This is a genomic window from Phormidium pseudopriestleyi FRX01, from assembly GCF_017313335.1.
Classification (GTDB): Bacteria; Cyanobacteriota; Cyanobacteriia; order Cyanobacteriales; family Laspinemataceae; genus Laspinema; species Laspinema pseudopriestleyi.
In genome coordinates this window covers 1-19,123 of record NZ_JAFLQW010000375.1, presented here as the reverse complement: position 1 = coordinate 19,123, position 19,123 = coordinate 1, and the positions used below count along the sequence as shown (strand labels likewise).

15 protein-coding genes are annotated in these 19,123 nt (G+C 47.3%); 9 read left to right on the top strand and 6 right to left on the bottom strand.

Annotation, left to right across the window (positions count from 1 at the left end; translation table 11 throughout):
• The coding region (locus J0895_RS14130; protein WP_207088714.1) for an adenylate/guanylate cyclase domain-containing protein at window positions 1–983 on the top strand (983 nt) is incomplete at its 5' end.
• A 169-nt stretch (window positions 984–1,152) separates the two neighbouring features.
• Here the strand turns inward: J0895_RS14130 and J0895_RS14125 are convergent.
• Window positions 1,153–1,362, bottom strand: a complete 210-nt coding sequence (locus J0895_RS14125) for a hypothetical protein (RefSeq protein WP_207088713.1) — start codon at window positions 1,360–1,362, stop codon at window positions 1,153–1,155.
• A 971-nt stretch (window positions 1,363–2,333) separates the two neighbouring features.
• Between J0895_RS14125 and J0895_RS14120 the strand changes: the two genes are divergently transcribed.
• The 4 genes from J0895_RS14120 to rpoD all read left to right on the top strand — a co-directional run bounded on the left by J0895_RS14120 (window position 2,334) and on the right by rpoD (window position 8,925).
• Window positions 2,334–2,525, top strand: a complete 192-nt coding sequence (locus tag J0895_RS14120; protein WP_207088712.1) for a hypothetical protein — start codon at window positions 2,334–2,336, stop codon at window positions 2,523–2,525.
• A gap of 63 nt (window positions 2,526–2,588) precedes the next feature.
• Window positions 2,589–4,859, top strand: a complete 2,271-nt coding sequence (locus J0895_RS14115; RefSeq protein WP_207088711.1) for a serine/threonine protein kinase — start codon at window positions 2,589–2,591, stop codon at window positions 4,857–4,859.
• A 382-nt stretch (window positions 4,860–5,241) separates the two neighbouring features.
• Complete coding sequence (locus J0895_RS14110) at window positions 5,242–5,931, top strand: polysaccharide deacetylase family protein (protein ID WP_207088710.1); 690 nt, start codon at window positions 5,242–5,244, stop codon at window positions 5,929–5,931.
• Window positions 5,932–7,761: 1,830 nt separating this feature from the next.
• Window positions 7,762–8,925, top strand: a complete 1,164-nt coding sequence (gene rpoD / locus J0895_RS14105; protein WP_207088715.1) for an RNA polymerase sigma factor RpoD — start codon at window positions 7,762–7,764, stop codon at window positions 8,923–8,925.
• Window positions 8,926–9,118: 193 nt separating this feature from the next.
• Here the strand turns inward: rpoD and J0895_RS14100 are convergent, their stop codons facing one another.
• The 5 genes from J0895_RS14100 to J0895_RS14080 all read right to left on the bottom strand — a co-directional run bounded on the left by J0895_RS14100 (window position 9,119) and on the right by J0895_RS14080 (window position 13,048).
• Entirely contained in the window at window positions 9,119–9,274 is a 156-nt protein-coding gene (locus J0895_RS14100) for a chlorophyll A-B binding protein (protein WP_207088709.1), read from the bottom strand.
• Window positions 9,275–9,423: 149 nt separating this feature from the next.
• On the bottom strand, window positions 9,424–10,728 hold the full coding sequence (locus J0895_RS14095) for an ABC transporter ATP-binding protein (protein WP_207088708.1): 1,305 nt from the start codon (window positions 10,726–10,728) through the stop codon (window positions 9,424–9,426).
• Window positions 10,729–11,117: 389 nt separating this feature from the next.
• Complete coding sequence (locus J0895_RS14090; RefSeq protein ID WP_207088707.1) at window positions 11,118–11,951, bottom strand: cobalt-precorrin-6A reductase; 834 nt, start codon at window positions 11,949–11,951, stop codon at window positions 11,118–11,120.
• A gap of 128 nt (window positions 11,952–12,079) precedes the next feature.
• Window positions 12,080–12,802: a class I SAM-dependent methyltransferase gene (locus J0895_RS14085; RefSeq protein ID WP_207088706.1), complete on the bottom strand. Its 723-nt coding sequence runs from the start codon at window positions 12,800–12,802 to the stop codon at window positions 12,080–12,082.
• A 63-nt stretch (window positions 12,803–12,865) separates the two neighbouring features.
• Window positions 12,866–13,048: a hypothetical protein gene (locus J0895_RS14080; protein WP_207088705.1), complete on the bottom strand. Its 183-nt coding sequence runs from the start codon at window positions 13,046–13,048 to the stop codon at window positions 12,866–12,868.
• 501 nt (window positions 13,049–13,549) lie between these two features.
• Here J0895_RS14080 and J0895_RS14075 point away from each other — a divergent pair.
• From J0895_RS14075 to J0895_RS14060, 4 genes are all read left to right on the top strand, one after another.
• Window positions 13,550–13,720, top strand: a complete 171-nt coding sequence (locus J0895_RS14075) for a hypothetical protein (RefSeq protein ID WP_207088704.1) — start codon at window positions 13,550–13,552, stop codon at window positions 13,718–13,720.
• Between the two features lie 80 nt (window positions 13,721–13,800).
• Window positions 13,801–16,341, top strand: a complete 2,541-nt coding sequence (locus J0895_RS14070) for a mannose-1-phosphate guanyltransferase (protein WP_207088703.1) — start codon at window positions 13,801–13,803, stop codon at window positions 16,339–16,341.
• 325 nt (window positions 16,342–16,666) lie between these two features.
• Window positions 16,667–17,197, top strand: a complete 531-nt coding sequence (locus J0895_RS14065; protein WP_207088702.1) for a single-stranded DNA-binding protein — start codon at window positions 16,667–16,669, stop codon at window positions 17,195–17,197.
• A 204-nt stretch (window positions 17,198–17,401) separates the two neighbouring features.
• Entirely contained in the window at window positions 17,402–18,610 is a 1,209-nt protein-coding gene (locus J0895_RS14060; protein WP_207088701.1) for a DNA-methyltransferase, read from the top strand.
• The last annotated feature ends 513 nt before the right edge of the window (window positions 18,611–19,123 follow it).

Genomic DNA, 19,123 nt, shown 5'->3' with positions numbered 1-19,123 from the left:
TTCCCCCAATCATGATTGGGGGAATTTTAATTGGGATTAGTTTATCCATGAGTTGGGTGTGGAGCGATCGCGGTCTGATGCGCTTCGGATTAGCGCAACTTCAGATTGCAGCAGTATTGGGGTTTCCTCTGGCTTGGTTTGCCATCGCCTTAGCTGCTTTTACTTGGGGAAATTGGTGGATTCCCGTTGCTGCACCGATTGGCACGATGCTGTTAGCGGGAATCATCGTCCAACTGCGCGATCGCTACGAAAAACAACAGCTTATGCAGCTTTTCGCAAAACAAATTTCTCCCCAAATGGCTCGTTTAGTTTGGGACCGTCGAAATGAAATCTTTGATCAGGGTGATTTACCCCCTCAAGAACTGATTGCGACGGTTTTATTCATGGATATTCGGAGTTTTACCACTATCTCTGAAAATTTACCTCCCCGGGAGTTACTCTCCTGGCTTAATGATTATTTGGATGCCATGTCTGAATGTATTATGGAGCATGGGGGAATGATTGATAAATATATTGGCGATGCAATTATGGCAGTATTTGGGCTGCCCTTTCCTCGCCAAACTCCCGAGGAGATTCAGGCGGATGCGATGAAGGCGATCGCCGCTTGTTTAGCAATGGATGCGAGGCTTAAAACACTCAATCAACGAATGAAAGCCGAAGGGAAACCGTTGATTCAAGTGGGAATGGGGATTCATACAGGTCCGCTGATTGCAGGGAGTGTTGGTGGCAAACAACGGGCCAATTATTCGGCGATCGGGGATACGGTGAATGTGGCGGCACGAGTAGAACCCCTGAATAAAGAGATTGTTACTCATAATCTTTATCACCTCTTGGTCACCGCAGAAACTTATAATTACGTTTGCGATCGCTATCAAGGGATTCAAGTTACTGAAATTCACCTGCGCGGTAAACAGCAAGAGACAATTATCTATTCAATTTTAGGGGAACGAACCGATGAAAATTCCCCCAATCCCTCGGTTTAATTATCGCGTTTAGCCACAGTTCTAAATTCTGAATTAACAAACAATCCCACAGCTTACCACGGAACGGCTGTGTTATTGGGTCTACGATAAGGGACCTCACAACTCAATGATGTACTTACCCTGATTCAAGAAAGAGAGGGTAGAATTTGCCATTTCTTAATTTGAGACTCTATCCACGAGATTTAGAAGGACGGGTTCCTGCTGAAGGGTTGTGTGTCGTTTTAGGATGATTGCCTTCTAAGTTGGATTTTCGGTCTTGGATATTGTAGTCACAGCAATGTTTGGAGTGATGCAAATTGGATTTGTTCTTAGATTTTTTGGGTTTTAAAACTTCAATTGTAAAGAGAATAAACAGGAGAGAAAAAACCACTACAGCCATGATAGTTGAGTCCTAAAAAACACGTTAATTTCTGGGCATCAAGCATTAAATTGAAATGTCAATACGCATAAATTTAAAGGCTATTTTTTCCCATTTGTTGACTGATTTAAAATAATATTTCGCTTATCTAAATCAGCACTTAGTCTTATTTTTATAAGACTGAAATCCGGGTTTATACGGGTTTTGAATTGAACGGATAGCCCGGTTTAAGAAACTTGCAAAACCCGTAATTTAAGACAGGACTAGAAATTGGTATAGGTCCCGAGATAGCTCACGGATTGGTCATTGCTGCATTTATACTTACAAAATTTTAAAAATCTACTTACCATTTAATATCTTTCACGCTAAATACGGGTTATCCGGACAACCTGGTTTTTTTGGAGTTCTACAGCATCGGTGGGTTCATCCCAGAACCAGGGGTTCTGTGCCTAACCGATGCATATCCGTGCAAAATTTGGGGTAAAAACCCAGTTTCTGAGCGGAAAATTTTTCTGGAGTATGGATACCCTCCGGACTAGGGCAGGATTTGAGACCTAGATAAAATTTGGGTAAAGTCAAGAGGAAACTTTAATAAAAATTAATTCATTTTTCGATGATTTATAAAATTTTATGTAGAGATTAAAAGTGGGTTTAAAACCCTGAAAATACCTAGAATGTTTACGGGATATTGCAATCACTAAAATCCGGATTAAACCGGCAACAAATCGGGCCAATTCGCCCCATTCACGGAGTAAGGATCCTTCATCCAAACCGAGGCTGAGTCTGACCTTTTGCCCAGTTTTAGGGTTCAGCCCGGGTTGAAATTAATGTTATATAGGATACCCCGATGATGAAAAGCCGGTTATGAAAGAAAATTCGGGGCATTCAAAGATAATGGGCAATATTCCTGATAGAGAAACCCGAAAGCTGAACATTGTTTGTACTCATACCTGAAGAAGCTCCTAGTTTGGCTAGAAACCCCGGTCTCAGCAGTGAGTCGTTTCACTGCTGATGAGTGGTGCGTCCCCCATCGAAGGCATAGCGCGATCGCCCAACAGACTGATGGCATCGAATCGAACCTGGCTCGATTCGACTCGCCCAACGGGTCAAGCGAACAGCTACAACGATTCGATGCCAGGGAGTTGGAGAGATTGTTGGGGCCTCTAACCAAGCGATCGGGTTGATTCTAAACCTCTGTGAAACTCAAGGTCAAGGTGGAAATTCTTTCTATGCAGAGAGTCGCGTCAATGCCCATATTAGAAACCTTATTAGCCGATCGCTATCAAATCGTTAAAGTTTTAAATGCCGATGGGGTCGGCAACACCTACATTGCTAAAGATACAAAAAACCCAGACCATCCTAAATGTTTCGTCAAGCAGCTTAATCTAGCCACATCCAATCCACATTGTCTCAAATCAGCGCAACACTTATTTGGGATTGAAGCCCAAACCCTGAAACAACTAGGAAATCACGATCGCATTCCCCGACTGTTGCACTGCTTCACTGAAGCCGATTCCTCCTATTTAGTTCAGGAATGGATTGAAGGAGTTAAACTCCGTCACCTGCTACCCATCGGTCAACGCTGTAGCAAGCTTTGGAGTGAAAGCGCTTGTTTGGAGTTTCTCAAACAAGGCTTATCCCTTCTTCATTTCATCCACCAAAATGGGTTTATTCATGGCAATATCGCCCCGGATAAATTAATTAAACGGACCGAGGATGGGAAATTCACTCTAGTAGACTTTGCCAGTGTCCAACGGATTCGGGACCAAAATATCCCGGGATATAGACAAGCCTCGATCGCCTTGCCGATCGCCACTTTTGGCTATTTACCCCCGGAACAACTCACCGGAAACTCCCGTCCCAACAGTGATATATATGCCTTGGGATTACTTGCAATTCAAGCCTTAACCGGACTGCATCCGGCAGACTTAGAAGTTAACTCCCACACGGGAGAAATTGATTGGCATTCAGACGCGATCGCGCCAGTGGGTTTGGCGTTGGTTGCCCTGTTAAACAAAATGGTTCGCTATCACTGCAAACATCGCTACCAGTCTGCTCAGGATGCTCTGAATGAATTGCAACTTCTACAGTTTCCCGAGTCCAACCCCATCAATCTCCAACTGATAGAAATTCAACCCATATCTACCCCTGAGACTCTAGAAGAAACTCAGGACATTGCCGCCATCCTAGAGGCAGAAATTGCGATCGCAGCTCAAATTCGCGTAACCCTAACCTCTACAGCAACACCCAGTCCTATTGAACAGAGTGATGCGATGGATAGAGTTTCCCCTATCTCCCCCATCTCCACCATCTCCCCTGTGGACCCATCGACTGAAGGGATGACGGTTCCTAATCAACCCTTAGAACTAGAATCTATGTCGTCTACAGAAATGAATGCGACGCCAGATTCGGTAGTTGCTCAATGCCCACTCCCACCCCAACCAATTCCCTCGAAAAAGGGGAGTAGTGTTAAGGGTTCTAATATTCTGCTTCTGGGAATGTGGGGTGGGTTTACGGTGAATTCCCTGGTGATTACAGGTGGCCTAACCTCGCTGTTCTATTTTTCCACCGCAGATGATGGGCCGAAACTTTTAAACCAGGCGAGACTAGAATATCATGCTGGGGAGTATGACAAAGCGATCGCCCTGGCTGAATCAATTCCCAACTTTAGTCAGGCTTATAGTGAAGCTCGCACTCACCTTGAGCGTTGGCGGGTAGACTGGGAAAAAGCCCAGAGTCAATTCCCCTTAGTGGAAAAAGCCTATCAGGAACAGCAGTGGATCGAAGTAATCCAAGCCGCCGCCCCAATTCCTGATATTACTTATTGGCAAGAGAAAATTGCTCCCTTGGTGCAGGAGGCGACAGTTCAAGTTGCACCGCAAACGCCGGAATGGTTGGAAGCCGCATACGCAAAGGGGCGAGAACGAGATTTTAAGGGGGCTTTAGAATTACTCAGGAAGATTCCGCGTGGGACTCCGGCTTATGAGGAGGCGGTTTCTAAAATTCCCGAGTATGAAGAGAATTATCGGATCCGCTTAGAAGCTGAAGCGCATGAGTTATTAACCCAAGCTTATCAAGCGGCGATCGCCAAAGATTTTGCTAAAGCGATTCAGTTGCTCGAAAAGATTCCCTCGGGTACGCCGACTTATGCTAAGGTCCAAGAGAAGATTAGAGAATATCGCGATAAGCAGCGGATTAAGGGGAATTCACTGTTGCAGAAAGCTTATCAACGGGCACGAAAGCAAGATTTTGTCGGGGCGATCGAGATTCTCAAACAGATTCCTCGGGATACCCCGGCTTATGCGATCGCCCAAACCAAACAGGTGGAATATACTCAAAAGCAGCGCAATCGGCGTCAACGGGCATCGGTGAATGGGGTAAATGTGGCGACGGATGCGACGGTTCAATTATTGGGGATGTTTGTGGATCGTCAACCGAGCGATCGCACCGCCGTCGGTTTTCCCGAGGCGGTGTCCCCAGGGTTCAATCCAGGAGATTTGTTACAAGAGATTTCTTGAGCGGGTTTGAGCGCTTGAGGTACGGGTGGGCTAAGGGGTTGAGTTTAGGTATTTTTCCCAACTCAATCCCTGATTTTTTAGGACATCTTGTGAGGGCTAAATGATTAAGGAATGCCCGAAAAAGTAAATCTTGGGCCGGGGACCCCTGGATTCGGGTTCTGGGGTTTAGGGCTTAGGAACGAAAATTTTTAAACAATCTTGACAGTTTTTTTACAAAATCATTAAAAATTTTTTATCATTATAGGGTAAAGGAGCAAATTTTACAGTTCCGGTTTTCGGGGCCGGAGAGAGGGCTATTTGTGAGCGGAAATTGTTTTAGGCTGATCGGGGATAAAAATCCCCTCCAAGGTTAAATTTGATAAAGAATAATCAAGACTTGCTCATGAGATTTGCGCCATTATATCCGCTGTTTTATAGAATTCTCCAACCGAGCTTTCCTAAGTGTCTGTGGTCGGGAAAGAATACGGAACCGGCGATCGCCTTGACCTTTGATGATGGACCCCATGCGGAATACACGCCAGAGTTACTCAAGGTGTTAGACCGCTATGGGATCATGGCCAGCTTTTTTTGGCTGGGGGTTTGTGTGGAGCAGTCGCCCTGGGTTGCTAAATCGGTGTATGAACGGGGACATTGGATCGGGTTGCATGGATATGAGCATCGGTCATTTCCGCGTCTGAGCCCGACTCAACTGCAGGAGAGTTTAGAGAAAAACCAAGCGGCGATCGCTCACGCCTGTGAATTGGATCTAGAACAGGTCAAAACCCAGATCCGAGACGTGCGACCCCCAAACGGGTTGTTTACCCCGGGGATCTTGCGCCATTTGCAGCAGTGGAACTACCGTCCAGTGATGTGGAGTGTGGTGGTCGAGGACTGGTGGAGACCGGGAGTATCGGTGGTGGTGGACCGAGTTCTGAGGCAGGTTCAGAACGGGTCCCATATTGTCTTGCACGATGGATGGCATGGTGGGGAGGACGTTGCGGCGATCGCCGAGGAATTAATTCCCGAGTTATTGCGAGCCGGTTATCATTTCGTTACAATCGATCGCCTGTGGCAGTCATGCAGCCCACTCTAGCCGGGGTAAACCTGATAGGAATCGAGAAGTTTCACAAAATTTAACAAAGGGGTTGGCAACCGGCGTTGCCCTGGGGATAATCGATTACTTCACCTAGATCAATGTCCCAGGGCACACAGGGATCAGCACGGAAGTCAAGAGACGATCGCGATCGGCAGCTTCATCAGTGCCACAAAAAAAGGATTGAGTCATCGATCTATTCTGGGGAAGTTCAAAAAACCCCTTCCCTATCAAAGCCCACAGAGCCAGATGTGTCAGAATGAGGATGAAAATAACAGCAATCCCGATTTCGACAAAAAAAAGCACAGATGTCGATCCGTTCGCAAATGGGGGAATGTTAATTTTAGATTCAACTCTAACCTGTCAACTTTCTTGTTGAAAGATTAGAATAACTCAGTAAAGTACCGTCATTGAACCGGGTCATTATGGAACGACAACCCATAACAACCGCTTGCGGGGGGTCAGTAAGCTGGAACGATTGGAGTTGAAAACGCAATCAGAGCAATTTCAACCCCCCTTGAGATGGGGAAGCATAACCGACCTTCCGTGGGGTTCACTGTTGGTCGTCTGAAAAAAAACGGGCAGCTAGATTATAATTGTCCTACCCTGGGACAAGGCAGGGGTTGCACCCGAAAACTCATTTCATGAGGCACTGTAAACACAACTCCCCAAAGGGGGAAAAACGAAGTGTCCTCTGATTCGGTTGGTGTCAGATCTATTCGGGGGTACTCCCACAAATGCCTGTGTCATTTCCTGTCGAAACCAATTCAAATCCAATTGCAACAGGAGGGGTCCAACTTCTTCTCAACAATCATCAGTGGCAAGGGTGAAGCAAAAACCCAAAACTATGCCCAATCAATTGGGTGTAGGGAGGGGATCTAGCCTAAGCAAAACTCTCTATCCGAGTCCTGATAATTTGAGGGCAGATCGCGTCTGAGTCATCGGTTGCATCCAGATTTGATGGAAAGATGGATTTTGTAACTCGTTTCATTTCAAAATAGTCGCCAATAACTGAACCGTTTGCTACAATTTCAAGCAACTAGGGGGTGATGGAGAAACCGGGTCTGACCGAACCTGACCACTCATCAATGCTGAATGACCGCCTAATTAAGTAACGGCTAAGTCTATTGATGTGAGTAAATTTAAGGAAATCAAGTAAAAATGGGTGCAGTGACAGTTTTTAGATTATTTGGAAGTCTTGAGGGAAAACATCCCGGGAATGAAGATGAGTACAGCCGTCTGAGTGGATGGCAATCTTTCACCGAGAAGAGAATAGGGATTCAGTCATGATGCCTTCTAAAACAAGACGAACCTTGTTAAAGTGCCTAGATCAAGGTTATCATGTCAAACCGCAGCGAGATCGGGATACCCCTGATTTCGGGGCATGAGAACCCCAGAAACAAAAGACAATGAAAACCAAGGTGCAATTTTTGTGAAAAAGGCTACAATCGGGAAGGTCTGATCAGGACCGTAGAGAATCTTGATTGATTTCCACTTCTAAATAGCCCTGAAGGTGTGTTTAGTAAGTGATGTATCGAACCCCCTTTCCTGATCAGCAGCAGTTGAGTGAGGCGTTTCGTGACTAGCCATCGGATCCGTTGATCTCGTGAAGAGAAAAAATGGGGCGCGTGGTGACAATCATCACCGACAGGCGATCTCTCGCCGGAGCCAATCGTCTCTTGTTTTGGAGTCCAAGGCAGTTGCGTAATGATCCGCTTTTGACAGGTCAAAGGTTCGTAAAACTCAGTGATGGGTTAGGGTGTTAGCACATCCCCCAATCACACAAATTTGTTAGTTGATTGTTTCGTGATAGAGCATGAGGAACGCGGCATGACCCAGGCTAATAACGTACTGACACCTATTGAGACCACCGATATCAAATCCATCGGTCAATCTCAGCATGATTTAGAAATATTAATTGAGACTGATGACGAACCTCTCATATCCATTGATGAGGATGGATTTTCAGAGGCTGCCTCAGAAGACAATGACCCGAAAGCGACAAAGGCGCGATCGACTCGTCGTCGGGCGCAACCTAAGAAGAAGCATTATACGGAAGACTCTATTCGTCTTTATTTGCAAGAAATAGGTCGCATTAGACTGTTGCGTGCAGATGAAGAAATTGAACTCGCTCGCAAAATTGCTGACTTGCTGGAATTAGAGCGAATTCGCGAACACCTGTGTGATCACTTACATCGCGAACCCTACGATGCGGAGTGGGCAGATGCAGTGAATATGACCTTGGCTCAATTTCGCCATCGACTTCATTGCGGCAGAAGGGCGAAGGATAAAATGGTGCAGTCGAACCTCCGTTTGGTGGTGTCGATCGCTAAAAAATACATGAATCGGGGACTTTCGTTCCAAGATTTAATTCAAGAAGGGAGTCTGGGTTTAATCCGGGCGGCTGAAAAGTTTGATCACGAAAAGGGTTATAAATTCTCCACCTACGCGACTTGGTGGATTCGGCAGGCGATTACCCGGGCGATCGCCGATCAATCCCGGACGATTCGTCTTCCGGTTCATCTGTATGAAACGATCTCCCGGATTAAAAAAACCACCAAACTTCTGTCCCAAGAAATGGGGCGCAAACCTACGGAAGAAGAAATTGCAACTCGGATGGAAATGACCATCGAAAAGTTGAGATTTATTGCTAAATCTGCTCAGTTACCTATTTCTTTAGAAACCCCGATTGGTAAGGAAGAAGATTCCCGATTGGGCGATTTTATTGAGTCCGATGGGGAAACTCCAGAAGATCAGGTATCGAAAAATCTATTGCGCGAAGACCTCGAAAGCGTTCTGGATACTCTGAGTCCTCGGGAACGGGATGTTCTGCGTCTGCGTTACGGGTTAGATGATGGCCGGATGAAAACGTTAGAAGAAATTGGTCAAATCTTTAATGTGACCCGCGAACGGATTCGGCAAATAGAGGCGAAAGCGTTACGGAAATTGCGCCATCCCAATCGCAATAGCATTCTCAAAGAGTACATCCGCTAGGCAAATATACTGTATCTGGGAGACGCGAGAATTGATCGCGTCTCTAATTCTGCTACTCCCAAGTGCGATCGCACGATCAGGGTAACATTAGATATTCAAAATGGGCAAGTCATCGGCAAAAAAAAATAGGGGGTTCCCGTCGGAACTCTCCCCTATTTTTTAATTTCCGGTCAGATCCGTGGTCTGAACCGAGTTAAATGATGCCTAAAAAGTGCAGAACACCTTGACCTGTAGTGAGTTCAAGGATCACCGCAGAAATAAACCCGATCATTGCTAAACGACCGTTCCAGCTTTCTGCACTCGGCGTAAATCCCCAATTCCATTGATTGCGCTTTTGTGGTTCTATCATGAGATTAAACTCCAATTTATAAAGGTTTGTTCGCTTTCATTAAAAATTGTAACAATTATTTGCCAAAGTAACAACTTTGTGAATTAGCCTCCTGGAGGCAGGGGAGCGATCGCCTGAAGTCTGCCATCACCCCCCCCCAACATCCGTCTTCAACGGTCACTGGCAAAAATTGCCCTTCCCGTTTCCATATCAAACAGGTGAATTTTTTCTAGGGCGATCGCCAACCAAATCTCCTCCCCCGGATGCACCATCCAATCCGGTTCAATTCGCGCCTGAATCGGTTTAGGCAGGTCATGACCTGGCGGTGCACCCACAATATAGGTCTCGGAACCCAGCGCCTCTACTAAATCCACCTTGACCTTCATATTTTTAGTCGCTGCTGGACTCACACTCAGATGTTCGGGCCGAATCCCCAAAATTAGCGATCGCCCATCATACCCTTGTAACGCAGTCCCCCAATATTCCGGCAAGGTAAACCGAAACGAGTCTGATGCGATCGACAACGGGGCCTTAAACTGCACCGTCAGAAAGTTCATTGGCGGTGATCCAATAAATTCAGCTACAAACAAATTCGCCGGTCGGTGATAAAGTTCCAGTGGGGCAGCAATCTGTTGAATTTGTCCGGCATTCATTACCGCAATGCGATCGCCCATCGTCATCGCTTCAGTTTGATCATGGGTGACATAAATCGTCGTCGTCTCTAACTGCCGCTGCAACTTAACGATTTGACTGCGCGTTTCCGCCCGCAATTTAGCATCTAAATTAGAAAGCGGTTCATCCATTAAAAACACCTGGGGATTTCGGGCCATTGCGCGTCCCAGGGCCACCCGTTGCTTTTGACCCCCGGAGAGTTGTTTCGGCAGGCGATCGAGTAACGCTTCGATTTGCAGTAACCCCGCCACGGTTCGGACCCGCTGATCTACTTCCCGTTCTTTTGGGGAAAGATAGCGCAGGGGTTTCGGGAGATTCCGTGTCATCGAAACTAATGCATCGATCGCCCAATTGGGAACCGAGTTGGTATCATCTTTAACCACCGTTCCCTCGGATGTCGCATCATTCATCACCAGAGTTCGCCGCAACCCAAAGGCAATATTGTCATAAACCTTGAGATGGGGATAAAGGGCGTAGTTTTGAAACACCATTGCGATATCGCGGTCCTTGGGGGGGAGGTCATTCAGGAGGCGATCGCCCACCCAAATATTCCCGGCAGTTAATTCTTCCAATCCCGCAATCAATCGTAATAGCGTACTTTTGCCACATCCTGACGGTCCCACTAGGACCATAAATTCCCCATCTTCCACGGTGAGGTTAATCCGTCGCAAAATCTGGGCAGGTTTTAAACCCAAGGTGGAGGTGTCATCGGCCCCTACTCTCCCGTCTGCTGGGACTGGCGTCGGTTTTTCTCGGCGATCGCCATAACTTTTGTAAACGTTTTCAATAAGAACTCTAGCCATAATCTGCTCAAATCTTGATTAACCCGACACAAATCGCGTCTGTTCTCATTCTCCCTTACTTTCTCTCGGGTTGTGGCATCAAGATCCTCGGTTTTGGGTGAGGGGTAGATCTTCTCCAACTCAGGTATCCTATTTCTAATGTCGTTCGGAAAGGACCTCATCCAAAATTCGCTGATTTCTAACCCATCAAGTCGTTCTCTTCCCTGTTCTTAGTAACGACTGAAGTCGTTCCGGATTTGCCCGATCGCCCAGGTTTTCAGTTTCATGGGGACAACCCGCAGGGTTTGGGAACCCGGAAACGACTGAAGTCGTTACTACGAACTGGGATTTTTGCTCAAGTTTGGGAAGCGGAAACGACTGAAGTCGTTACTACGAAATGGGGAATGACTTTAGTTGGGGGGGGTGATAGGTATAACACCGACGCCCGCACAATTGGTGCGACAAAAGGCGATCGCAGTGGTTAAGTCATCGGTTTGGTGGGGATAGGCGACTGGGGGTCGATCAATCAGGATGAGTTTGACCCCCAGTTCAGTTGCCAGTTGGCGTTTGATGGGTTCTCCCCCTGGGGTCCCGGACGCTTTGCTGACGACTAGGGTAATTTGCCAATGCTGCCAGAGTGCTCGTTCTAATTCGAGGGAGATTGGGGGGCGGATCCCGATGATGCGATCGGGAGTGAATCCCGCAGCGAGGGCCGCTTCTAGGGAGGCGACTGCCGGAAGTACCCGCGCATACAGGTGCGATCGCTTCTGCCAGGGTTGAAACAGATGTAATGTGCGATAACCCGTGGTCAGGAATACTCGTTCTCCGGCTAAATAATCTCCTTGGATTAAGGCTTCAAAGCTGGGCAATCTCACAAGCCTGTCCGGATTCCTGGCTTGATTGTTTGCAAAATGTGAGGAATCTACTGACTTGCGCTCATAGCGTAAGTAAGGTAAGTCATGCTTTAAAGCGGTGTCAATTGCTAATTGTGAGATAGTTGTGGCAAAAGGGTGAGAGGCATCTAGGATGGCAACAACTTGGTGAAACGTGAGAAAATCGGGAAGAGAGTCGGCATCTAACTGACCGACCCACACTTGCAACAGGGGAACAGACGGATAGAGCGATCGCGCCGATTCTGTGGTGACCGAAATCGTACAGGGGAGGTGATTTAAAGCCAGAACTTGAGCTAATTCCCGGCTTTCACGGGTACCGCCAATCAACCAAATCGAAGGAGTTACCGTCATAAATCGGGGCTGGAAAAATTGCAGATAGAGCCGATGAAAGCCAGACGGAATAACGTCTGACTTTGAATGGTAGCCCGACTGGGTGGGCTTTGTGCTTGTAAATGTACCCGATTGGGTGTCGGTTTTGGCTATTCAAATTTAACTTTATACATGGAAAAGATCTTTCCTGGCGATCGCTTCACGATTTTACAGCCGGATTCTTTAATCAGTTTTTCCCATGCCGTGATGGGTTCTAAAAACACCTCAGTGCCGAGATACATTTCTAAAATTCCCCAATTTTCCGCGAGGGGGACTTCGGGATTGACCACATCAAAAACAAAAGACCCGTCGGGTTTTAAAACCCGCTTCACTTCAGCGAGTATATCGGTCCAATAAGCTAAGGGATAATAGCAACTAAACCCCGTGGCGATCGCCAGATCGAAAGCATCTTCGCCATAACTTAGACGATGGGCGGGTCCTAAACAGACCCCTTTAAACAACTTAGAATTCAATTGCGGACCCCGAGAATTGAGGGCATCCCGGGCAACGGTACTGATCTCCTGCCCGTAAAAATAAGCGCCCCAATCTCGCCAAGGATAGACCAAGAAACTGACCCCACAGCCAATATCCAGACATCGCTGATTTTTTTTAGGTTTAGCAATCTCCCAGAAGGGAGAAACTTGAGACGCTTGTAACGCACCGGAAACGCGATCGTGAAAAATCGGCATCGACTCCACCTCGGGCGGGAGTTCAATCGGTTCCCCCCGATACTCCTGATTAAAGCGAGACGCTACAGGAGAAAGCCGACTTTGCCAAGGGTCGGACCCTAAGAAATCGGCATCTGGTGGACTACTATTTGGAGCTTTAGACATGAACCCTTATCCCTAGGATTGGCCTGATTATTGTACCCGCTCAAATCGGGAGTCGGTGCGAGATTAGCGACCCTTCAGGGCCTTGGTAAAATTCTTGCGATAAGACTTATTAACCACCAAAACGGGCCACAAGAGGGTTAAATACAGACGACCCTCGGTAAAATTGGTCCGTCTAAACCCCTTCCAGAACTTCCAACCTCCGGCAGCATACAGAACCAGGAAGGCAAAACCTACTAACTGAATCATCGTCTTTAGTCCCCTAAGCATCAATGTTGGATTCCAGGCCGCAAAAAGGCCCCTCGACCTCTCGACTACCTGGACAGCAATTTTCAACAGCGGCGAGATGAACCGCTTCTATCTATCTATAAGGTTAATCGATCGCACTCATTTGATGCTACTCCGAGCGGTGGCATCCGGTGAGTGTGACCCGAGTTAGCAGAATTTGGGCCATAGCGGGGGTAGGATCGGATTAATTTCGGGCGGTTTGTGATCTCAGTGGCAGAGTTGGAGCGCGTTTTGTGGTATCGGTGAGTAAAGAGTATCAAGAGGAGCGATCGCAATTTAGGGAGAAGAGAAGATTTTTGCTGGCTCCCTCAACTATCCATCTGCCGTTAACAATAGCGCTTGTCGAGTCATGGAAAGAAGCATTGAGATTAATCCCCGAACCACGAGTCATCGTCAGGGATTAGGAGGAAAACAAGACCCAGGCGAGGATCCGCCATCGGGGGGAATTTGGAGGAATCTCTGGTGTGGGATAGAAACGGCGATCGCCCAAGATTCACTCAATGGGATCCCAACATCTATCTGGAGGATGGAGACAGGGCAGTACCCTTTGCACAACGATTAAATCTGTCCCGCAAACAGAAAGCCGCCCACGACGCTCATCAAGCGCTCAAGCTGTGCAAGCGGATAGGATAATAGAGTACGACAAAGGGTTGCACATTATGAACCGTAATGATGCGACTACACCATAAAATAAAAATGATCAAGGAGGAATTATGCGAGCAGTGCTCATGGCAGGCGGTTCGGGAACCAGGCTCAGACCCCTAACCTGCGACTTACCCAAACCGATGGTCCCCATTCTGAATCGACCCATCGCCGAACACATCGTCAATCTCCTCAGACGGCATAACATCACCGAAATTATTGCCACCCTGCACTACCTGCCGGACGTCATGCGAGATTACTTCCAAGACGGCCACGAATTTGGGGTTCAAATGACCTATGCCGTCGAAGAAGACCAACCCCTGGGAACCGCTGGATGCGTCAAAAATATTGCCGAACTTCTGGATGAGACCTTCTTAGTAATTAGCGGCGATAGCATCACCGACTTTGACCTCACCGCCGCCATTAAATTCCATAAAGAAAAGGGATCAAAAGCCACCTTAGTATTAACCCGAGTTCCCAACCCCGTAGAATTTGGGGTAGTCATTACCGATGAGCAACAGCGAATTCAGCGATTTTTAGAAAAACCCTCAACCAGTGAAATTTTTTCCGATACGGTCAACACTGGCATTTATATCCTAGAACCGGAAGTCCTGGATTATTTACCCGCCAATGAAGAAAGCGACTTTTCCAAAGATTTATTTCCCCTGTTGCTGAAAAAAGGCGAGCCCATGTATGGCTATGTTGCCGAAGGGTATTGGTGTGATGTCGGTCATTTAGACGCCTATCGAGAATCGCAATATGATGGCCTATTGCAAAAAGTCAAGCTAGACTTTGCCTATGAATTGCGATCGCCCGGATTGTGGATTGGTCAAAACACCTTTATCGACCCTAGCGCCAAAATCGAAACCCCCGTCGTCATTGGCGATAACTGCCGCATTGGAGCCAGGGCCAAACTCGAATCCGGCACCATCCTCGGCGATAACGTCACCATCGGTTCCGATGCCGACCTCAAACGACCCATCGTTTGGAACGGCGCAATCATCGGCGATGAAGCCCATTTACGAGCCTGTGTCGCCGGTCGAGGCGTCCGCGTAGACCGCCGTGCTCACGTCCTGGAAGGGGCCGTCGTCGGGTCCCTCTCCACCGTCGGGGAAGAAGCCCAAATCAGTCCAGGAGTGCGCGTTTGGCCCAGCAAAAAAATCGAATCCGGTGCTACCCTCAACATTAATTTAATTTGGGGTCAATCCGCCCAACGCAATCTCTTCGCCCAGCGCGGGGTCTCCGGACTGGCAAACATCGATATCACCCCGGAATTTGCAGTGAAATTAGGGGCCGCTTATGGGTCTACCCTGCAACCCGGGGCCAGCATTACCGTCTCCCGAGACCAACGCAGCATCTCCCGCATGGTTTCCCGGTCCTTAATTGCCGGATTGATGTCCGTCGGTACCCATGTCCAAAACTTGGAAGCAACAGCGATACCCGTCGCCCGCTATATCGTCCCGACCCTCTCCGTCGAGGGCGGACTTCATGTCCGCTTGCACCCGGAACGCCCGGATTCATTGCTGATTGAGTTTTTTGATAATAAAGGCATCAATATCTCCAAGGCGCGGGAGAAGAAAATCGAGGGGGCGTATTTTAAGGAAGATTTTCGCCGTGCCCAGATTCAAGAAATTGGCAATATGGCCTACCCGAGTCAAGTCCTGGATTTGTACAGTACCGGGTTTGAAAAACACTTGAATGTAGAAGCGATTCGATATAGTAACTCCAAAGTCGTCATCGATTACGCTTACGCCGTATCCGGGGCCGTGTTACCGCAGCTTTTAGCTAAATTTGGTTCCGACGCGGTGGTTCTGAATGCCAGTTTGAGTCAGATGGCACCCGTCAACGAAGAACGGGAGAATTTGCTCGTGCAACTGGGCCAAGTGGTGGAGGCCCTCCATGCTAATTTTGGCGCACAAGTCTCAGCAAACGGGGAATTGTTGATTTTGGTGGATGAAAGCGGCAGTCCCATCCGAGGGGAGTTGTTAACGGCGGTGATGGTGCAGATGATTTTGACCACGAACCCCCGCAGTACGGTGGTTGTGCCGGTTCATGCGTCATCGGCAGTAGAGCATATTGCCCGTCGTCATGATGGCAAGGTGATTCGCACCAAGGCAAATCCCACTGCGTTAATGGAAGCTTGTCATACTAATCCCAATGTGGTGTTAGGCGGCAGTGGAGATATGGGCTTTATTTTCCCTGAACTGCATCCGGGATTTGATGCGATGTTCTGTATCGCCAAGTCGATTGAGATGCTGACGGTACAGGAGGAATCTCTGGGACAAGTTCGCGCTGAGGTTCCCCGAGTTTGTCATAAAACTCTGACGGTACGCTGTCCTTGGACGGTGAAGGGGGCGTTGATGCGTCATCTGGTGGAAACGCACCCGGCGGATAATTTGGAGTTAATCGATGGGGTGAAGATTTTCGATCGCCCTCATGATGATAGTTGGGTGTTGATTTTGCCCGATGCCGGTGAACCAATGGTCCATATTTTCGCCAACAGTCTCGATCGCGAGTGGGTGGATACCTCGTTGATGCAGTATCGCAAGTATGTCCAGGATTTTGTCCAGGAACAGGAAGGCGGTGATACGAGTATGAGCGCGGATAATTAAGGCGGGGACTGGTTTCATGGTATTTTAAGAGACGCCCGTGAGGGCGTCTTTTTATGGCGATCGCCTCCCCTGAGTCCTCGGGAGAATCCCCGGGGTGGGTAGGACAGGGACCCCACAGACCGATATAATGGAGCAAAAGAGGGGAAACAGACCGCCAAATTAAGCCAGCAAAAGACAAAGAAACCCCTGAACCTCGACAAAAGACCAAGAAACCCGGTTTCTAAACCCGTACCTGAGATGAACAGATGAGTCCAATCAGGATGAGATTCGATTTGCTGTTAGATGTTTCGTCTGATTAAGTTCTAGTTAACACTGAGAGATTATTATGAATAACTGCATTTTAATGGCACAAATCATTCAAGAACCGCAATTGCGCTATACCAGCGACAATTTGGCGATCGCAGAAATGTTAGTGGAATTTCCCAGTTATCGCGAGAGTGATCCACCGGCTCATTTAAAGGTGATTGGATGGGGAAATTTTGCTCAAGAACTTCACAGTCGCTATGGCGTCGGCGATCGGGTGGTGATTGAAGGGCGATTGAGCATGAATACCGTGGAACGTCCCGAAGGATTTAAGGAAAAACGGGCGGAATTAGTCGCACAACGCATCCACAGTTTAGGGGAACAAACCGGAGGTGCATCGTCCCCAGATAAGGCAACTCCCGCAACCAATGTGGTGGCATTGGAATCGCGCCGATCCACCACCCCTGCTGCCACGGACAAAGGGCGATCGGCTGCCGCACCTACCCCCATCCCATCCGAACCTACCGGCGCATCTAAAGTCTCTGCACCCCCGGCAAAAACCTATTATAAACAGCCACCCGTTGATGAACCCGAGGATGAAATTCCGTTTTAGTCTAAAGTTTTAGTCTAAATCCATTTGTTATAGAGAAAGCGAGCAAGATGCTCGCACTACCAGGGAGCATAGGAGTGGGAGCATCTTGCTCCCTACTGCTCATAAAATACTCCCACTGTCTCACAAATAGTCCAATTCATTTAAAATTGTAGCCATTAAACTTATCAATTAAAGTGCTAAATCCTTGAGCGCAACAGCATACCCATGAAAGTCTTAACAGGCGATTGCCTGAAACTTTTAGAACAGATTCAGGATGAATCCGTTGATGCTATTTATCTGGACCCGCCATTTTTTACCGAAAAAACCCATAAGCTGAAAACCCGAGATGGCAGCAAAGAGTTTTCCTTTGATGATTTGTGGGGTTGCCATAAAAAATATGCCGAGTTTCTCTATGATAGATTGGTTCAATTACAGAGAGTGATCAAGTCTTCTGGAAATATATTTGTCCATTGTGATGCCACAGCAAATTACCTGATTCGTGACCTGTTAAATGATATATTTGGACCGGACCAATTTCGGTCTGAAATTATTTGGCATTACAAACGCTGGTCTAATTCCAAAAAAGGATTATTACCCGCCCATCAAACCATTTATTTTTATTCAAAGTCAGATTCATTTACGTTTAATACCCTCTATACAAGTTATTCTGAATCCACCAATGTAGACCAAATCTTGCAGAAGCGATCGCGAGATTCACAAGGCAAAACAGTTTACGCCCGAAATGAACAAGGGGAAGTCATTCTCAATGATAGCAAAAAAGGCGTTCCCTTATCGGATGTGTGGGAAATTCCTTACCTCAATCCCAAAGCAAAAGAACGAGTCGGTTATCCCACCCAAAAGCCGATTCTCCTCCTTGAACGCATCATCGAAATTGCCACCAACCCCGGAGATTTAATCCTAGACCCCTTTTGCGGCAGCGGAACAACGTTAGTAGCAGCGCAACTTTTGGGCCGCCACGGAATCGGAATGGATATTTCCGAGGATGCTGTAAACTTGACCCAACAACGGCTCATCAATCCCATCAAAACTGCTTCAAAACTGCTACAAAAAGGCCGAGACTCTTATTTAAATGCCAATCAAGAAGCCTTAGCTTTATTGCAAGGATTAGATGCCATTCCAGTTCATCGAAATAAGGGAATTGATGCCATACTCAAACAACAATTTAAAAATAAACCCATTTTAGTCCGAGTCCAAAGACCAGGAGAATCTCTCCTAGAGTCTTTACTCCTCCTGTCAGCAGCCGCTCAAACCAAATCTTCTCAACTTTCCATCTTAGTCCAGACAGACCCGAGTGAATCCATTTCTGAACAAGTGATTCCCGCTTATATTAAAATAATAGATACCCCCCGGGTTCAAATTAAACAACTTCTGAATGAGACCGGGAAAGACAAAGCAGTCCCAAAATTCTCGTGACCAGGCTCTGCCTGGTAACACTTCTTTGGAGGCTCTGCCTCCTCATTAAATCAACTCAAATTAAACCCTAGTACCGCCATAAAATAGCAATTGACTTATCGAGAACGCCTCCTGCCGATGCTCAGTTTTAATTCAATTCTCTATGGGTTAAAAGTTTAGCCATGAATTGCTGGTGGCAACCCACTCAAACCCTACTCCTACAAACGTTCGTAATGACTCCTTCATTCGTCATCTTAATGCCACTACTTTGACAGGGTTAGGGTTAAAAGTCTTTCCCATTCCTCAGTTATCTTGATATTTTTGATGAGGTTTGGTTTTCCCGCTGTTGGGTTTGGGTGGTTCGGTCCCTCGTAGATCTAGGCGATCGCCCCTCTTTCTGATGGTGATTCCTACTTTTGCTGCGTTTAGTTCGGCATGGATTGCATTAAGCGTTTCTTCCTGACTTTCATCACTGACCTAATCTTTCCCTAAATTTATCCGTCACATAGAGTAAGTTAACGCTACAACCCGCAT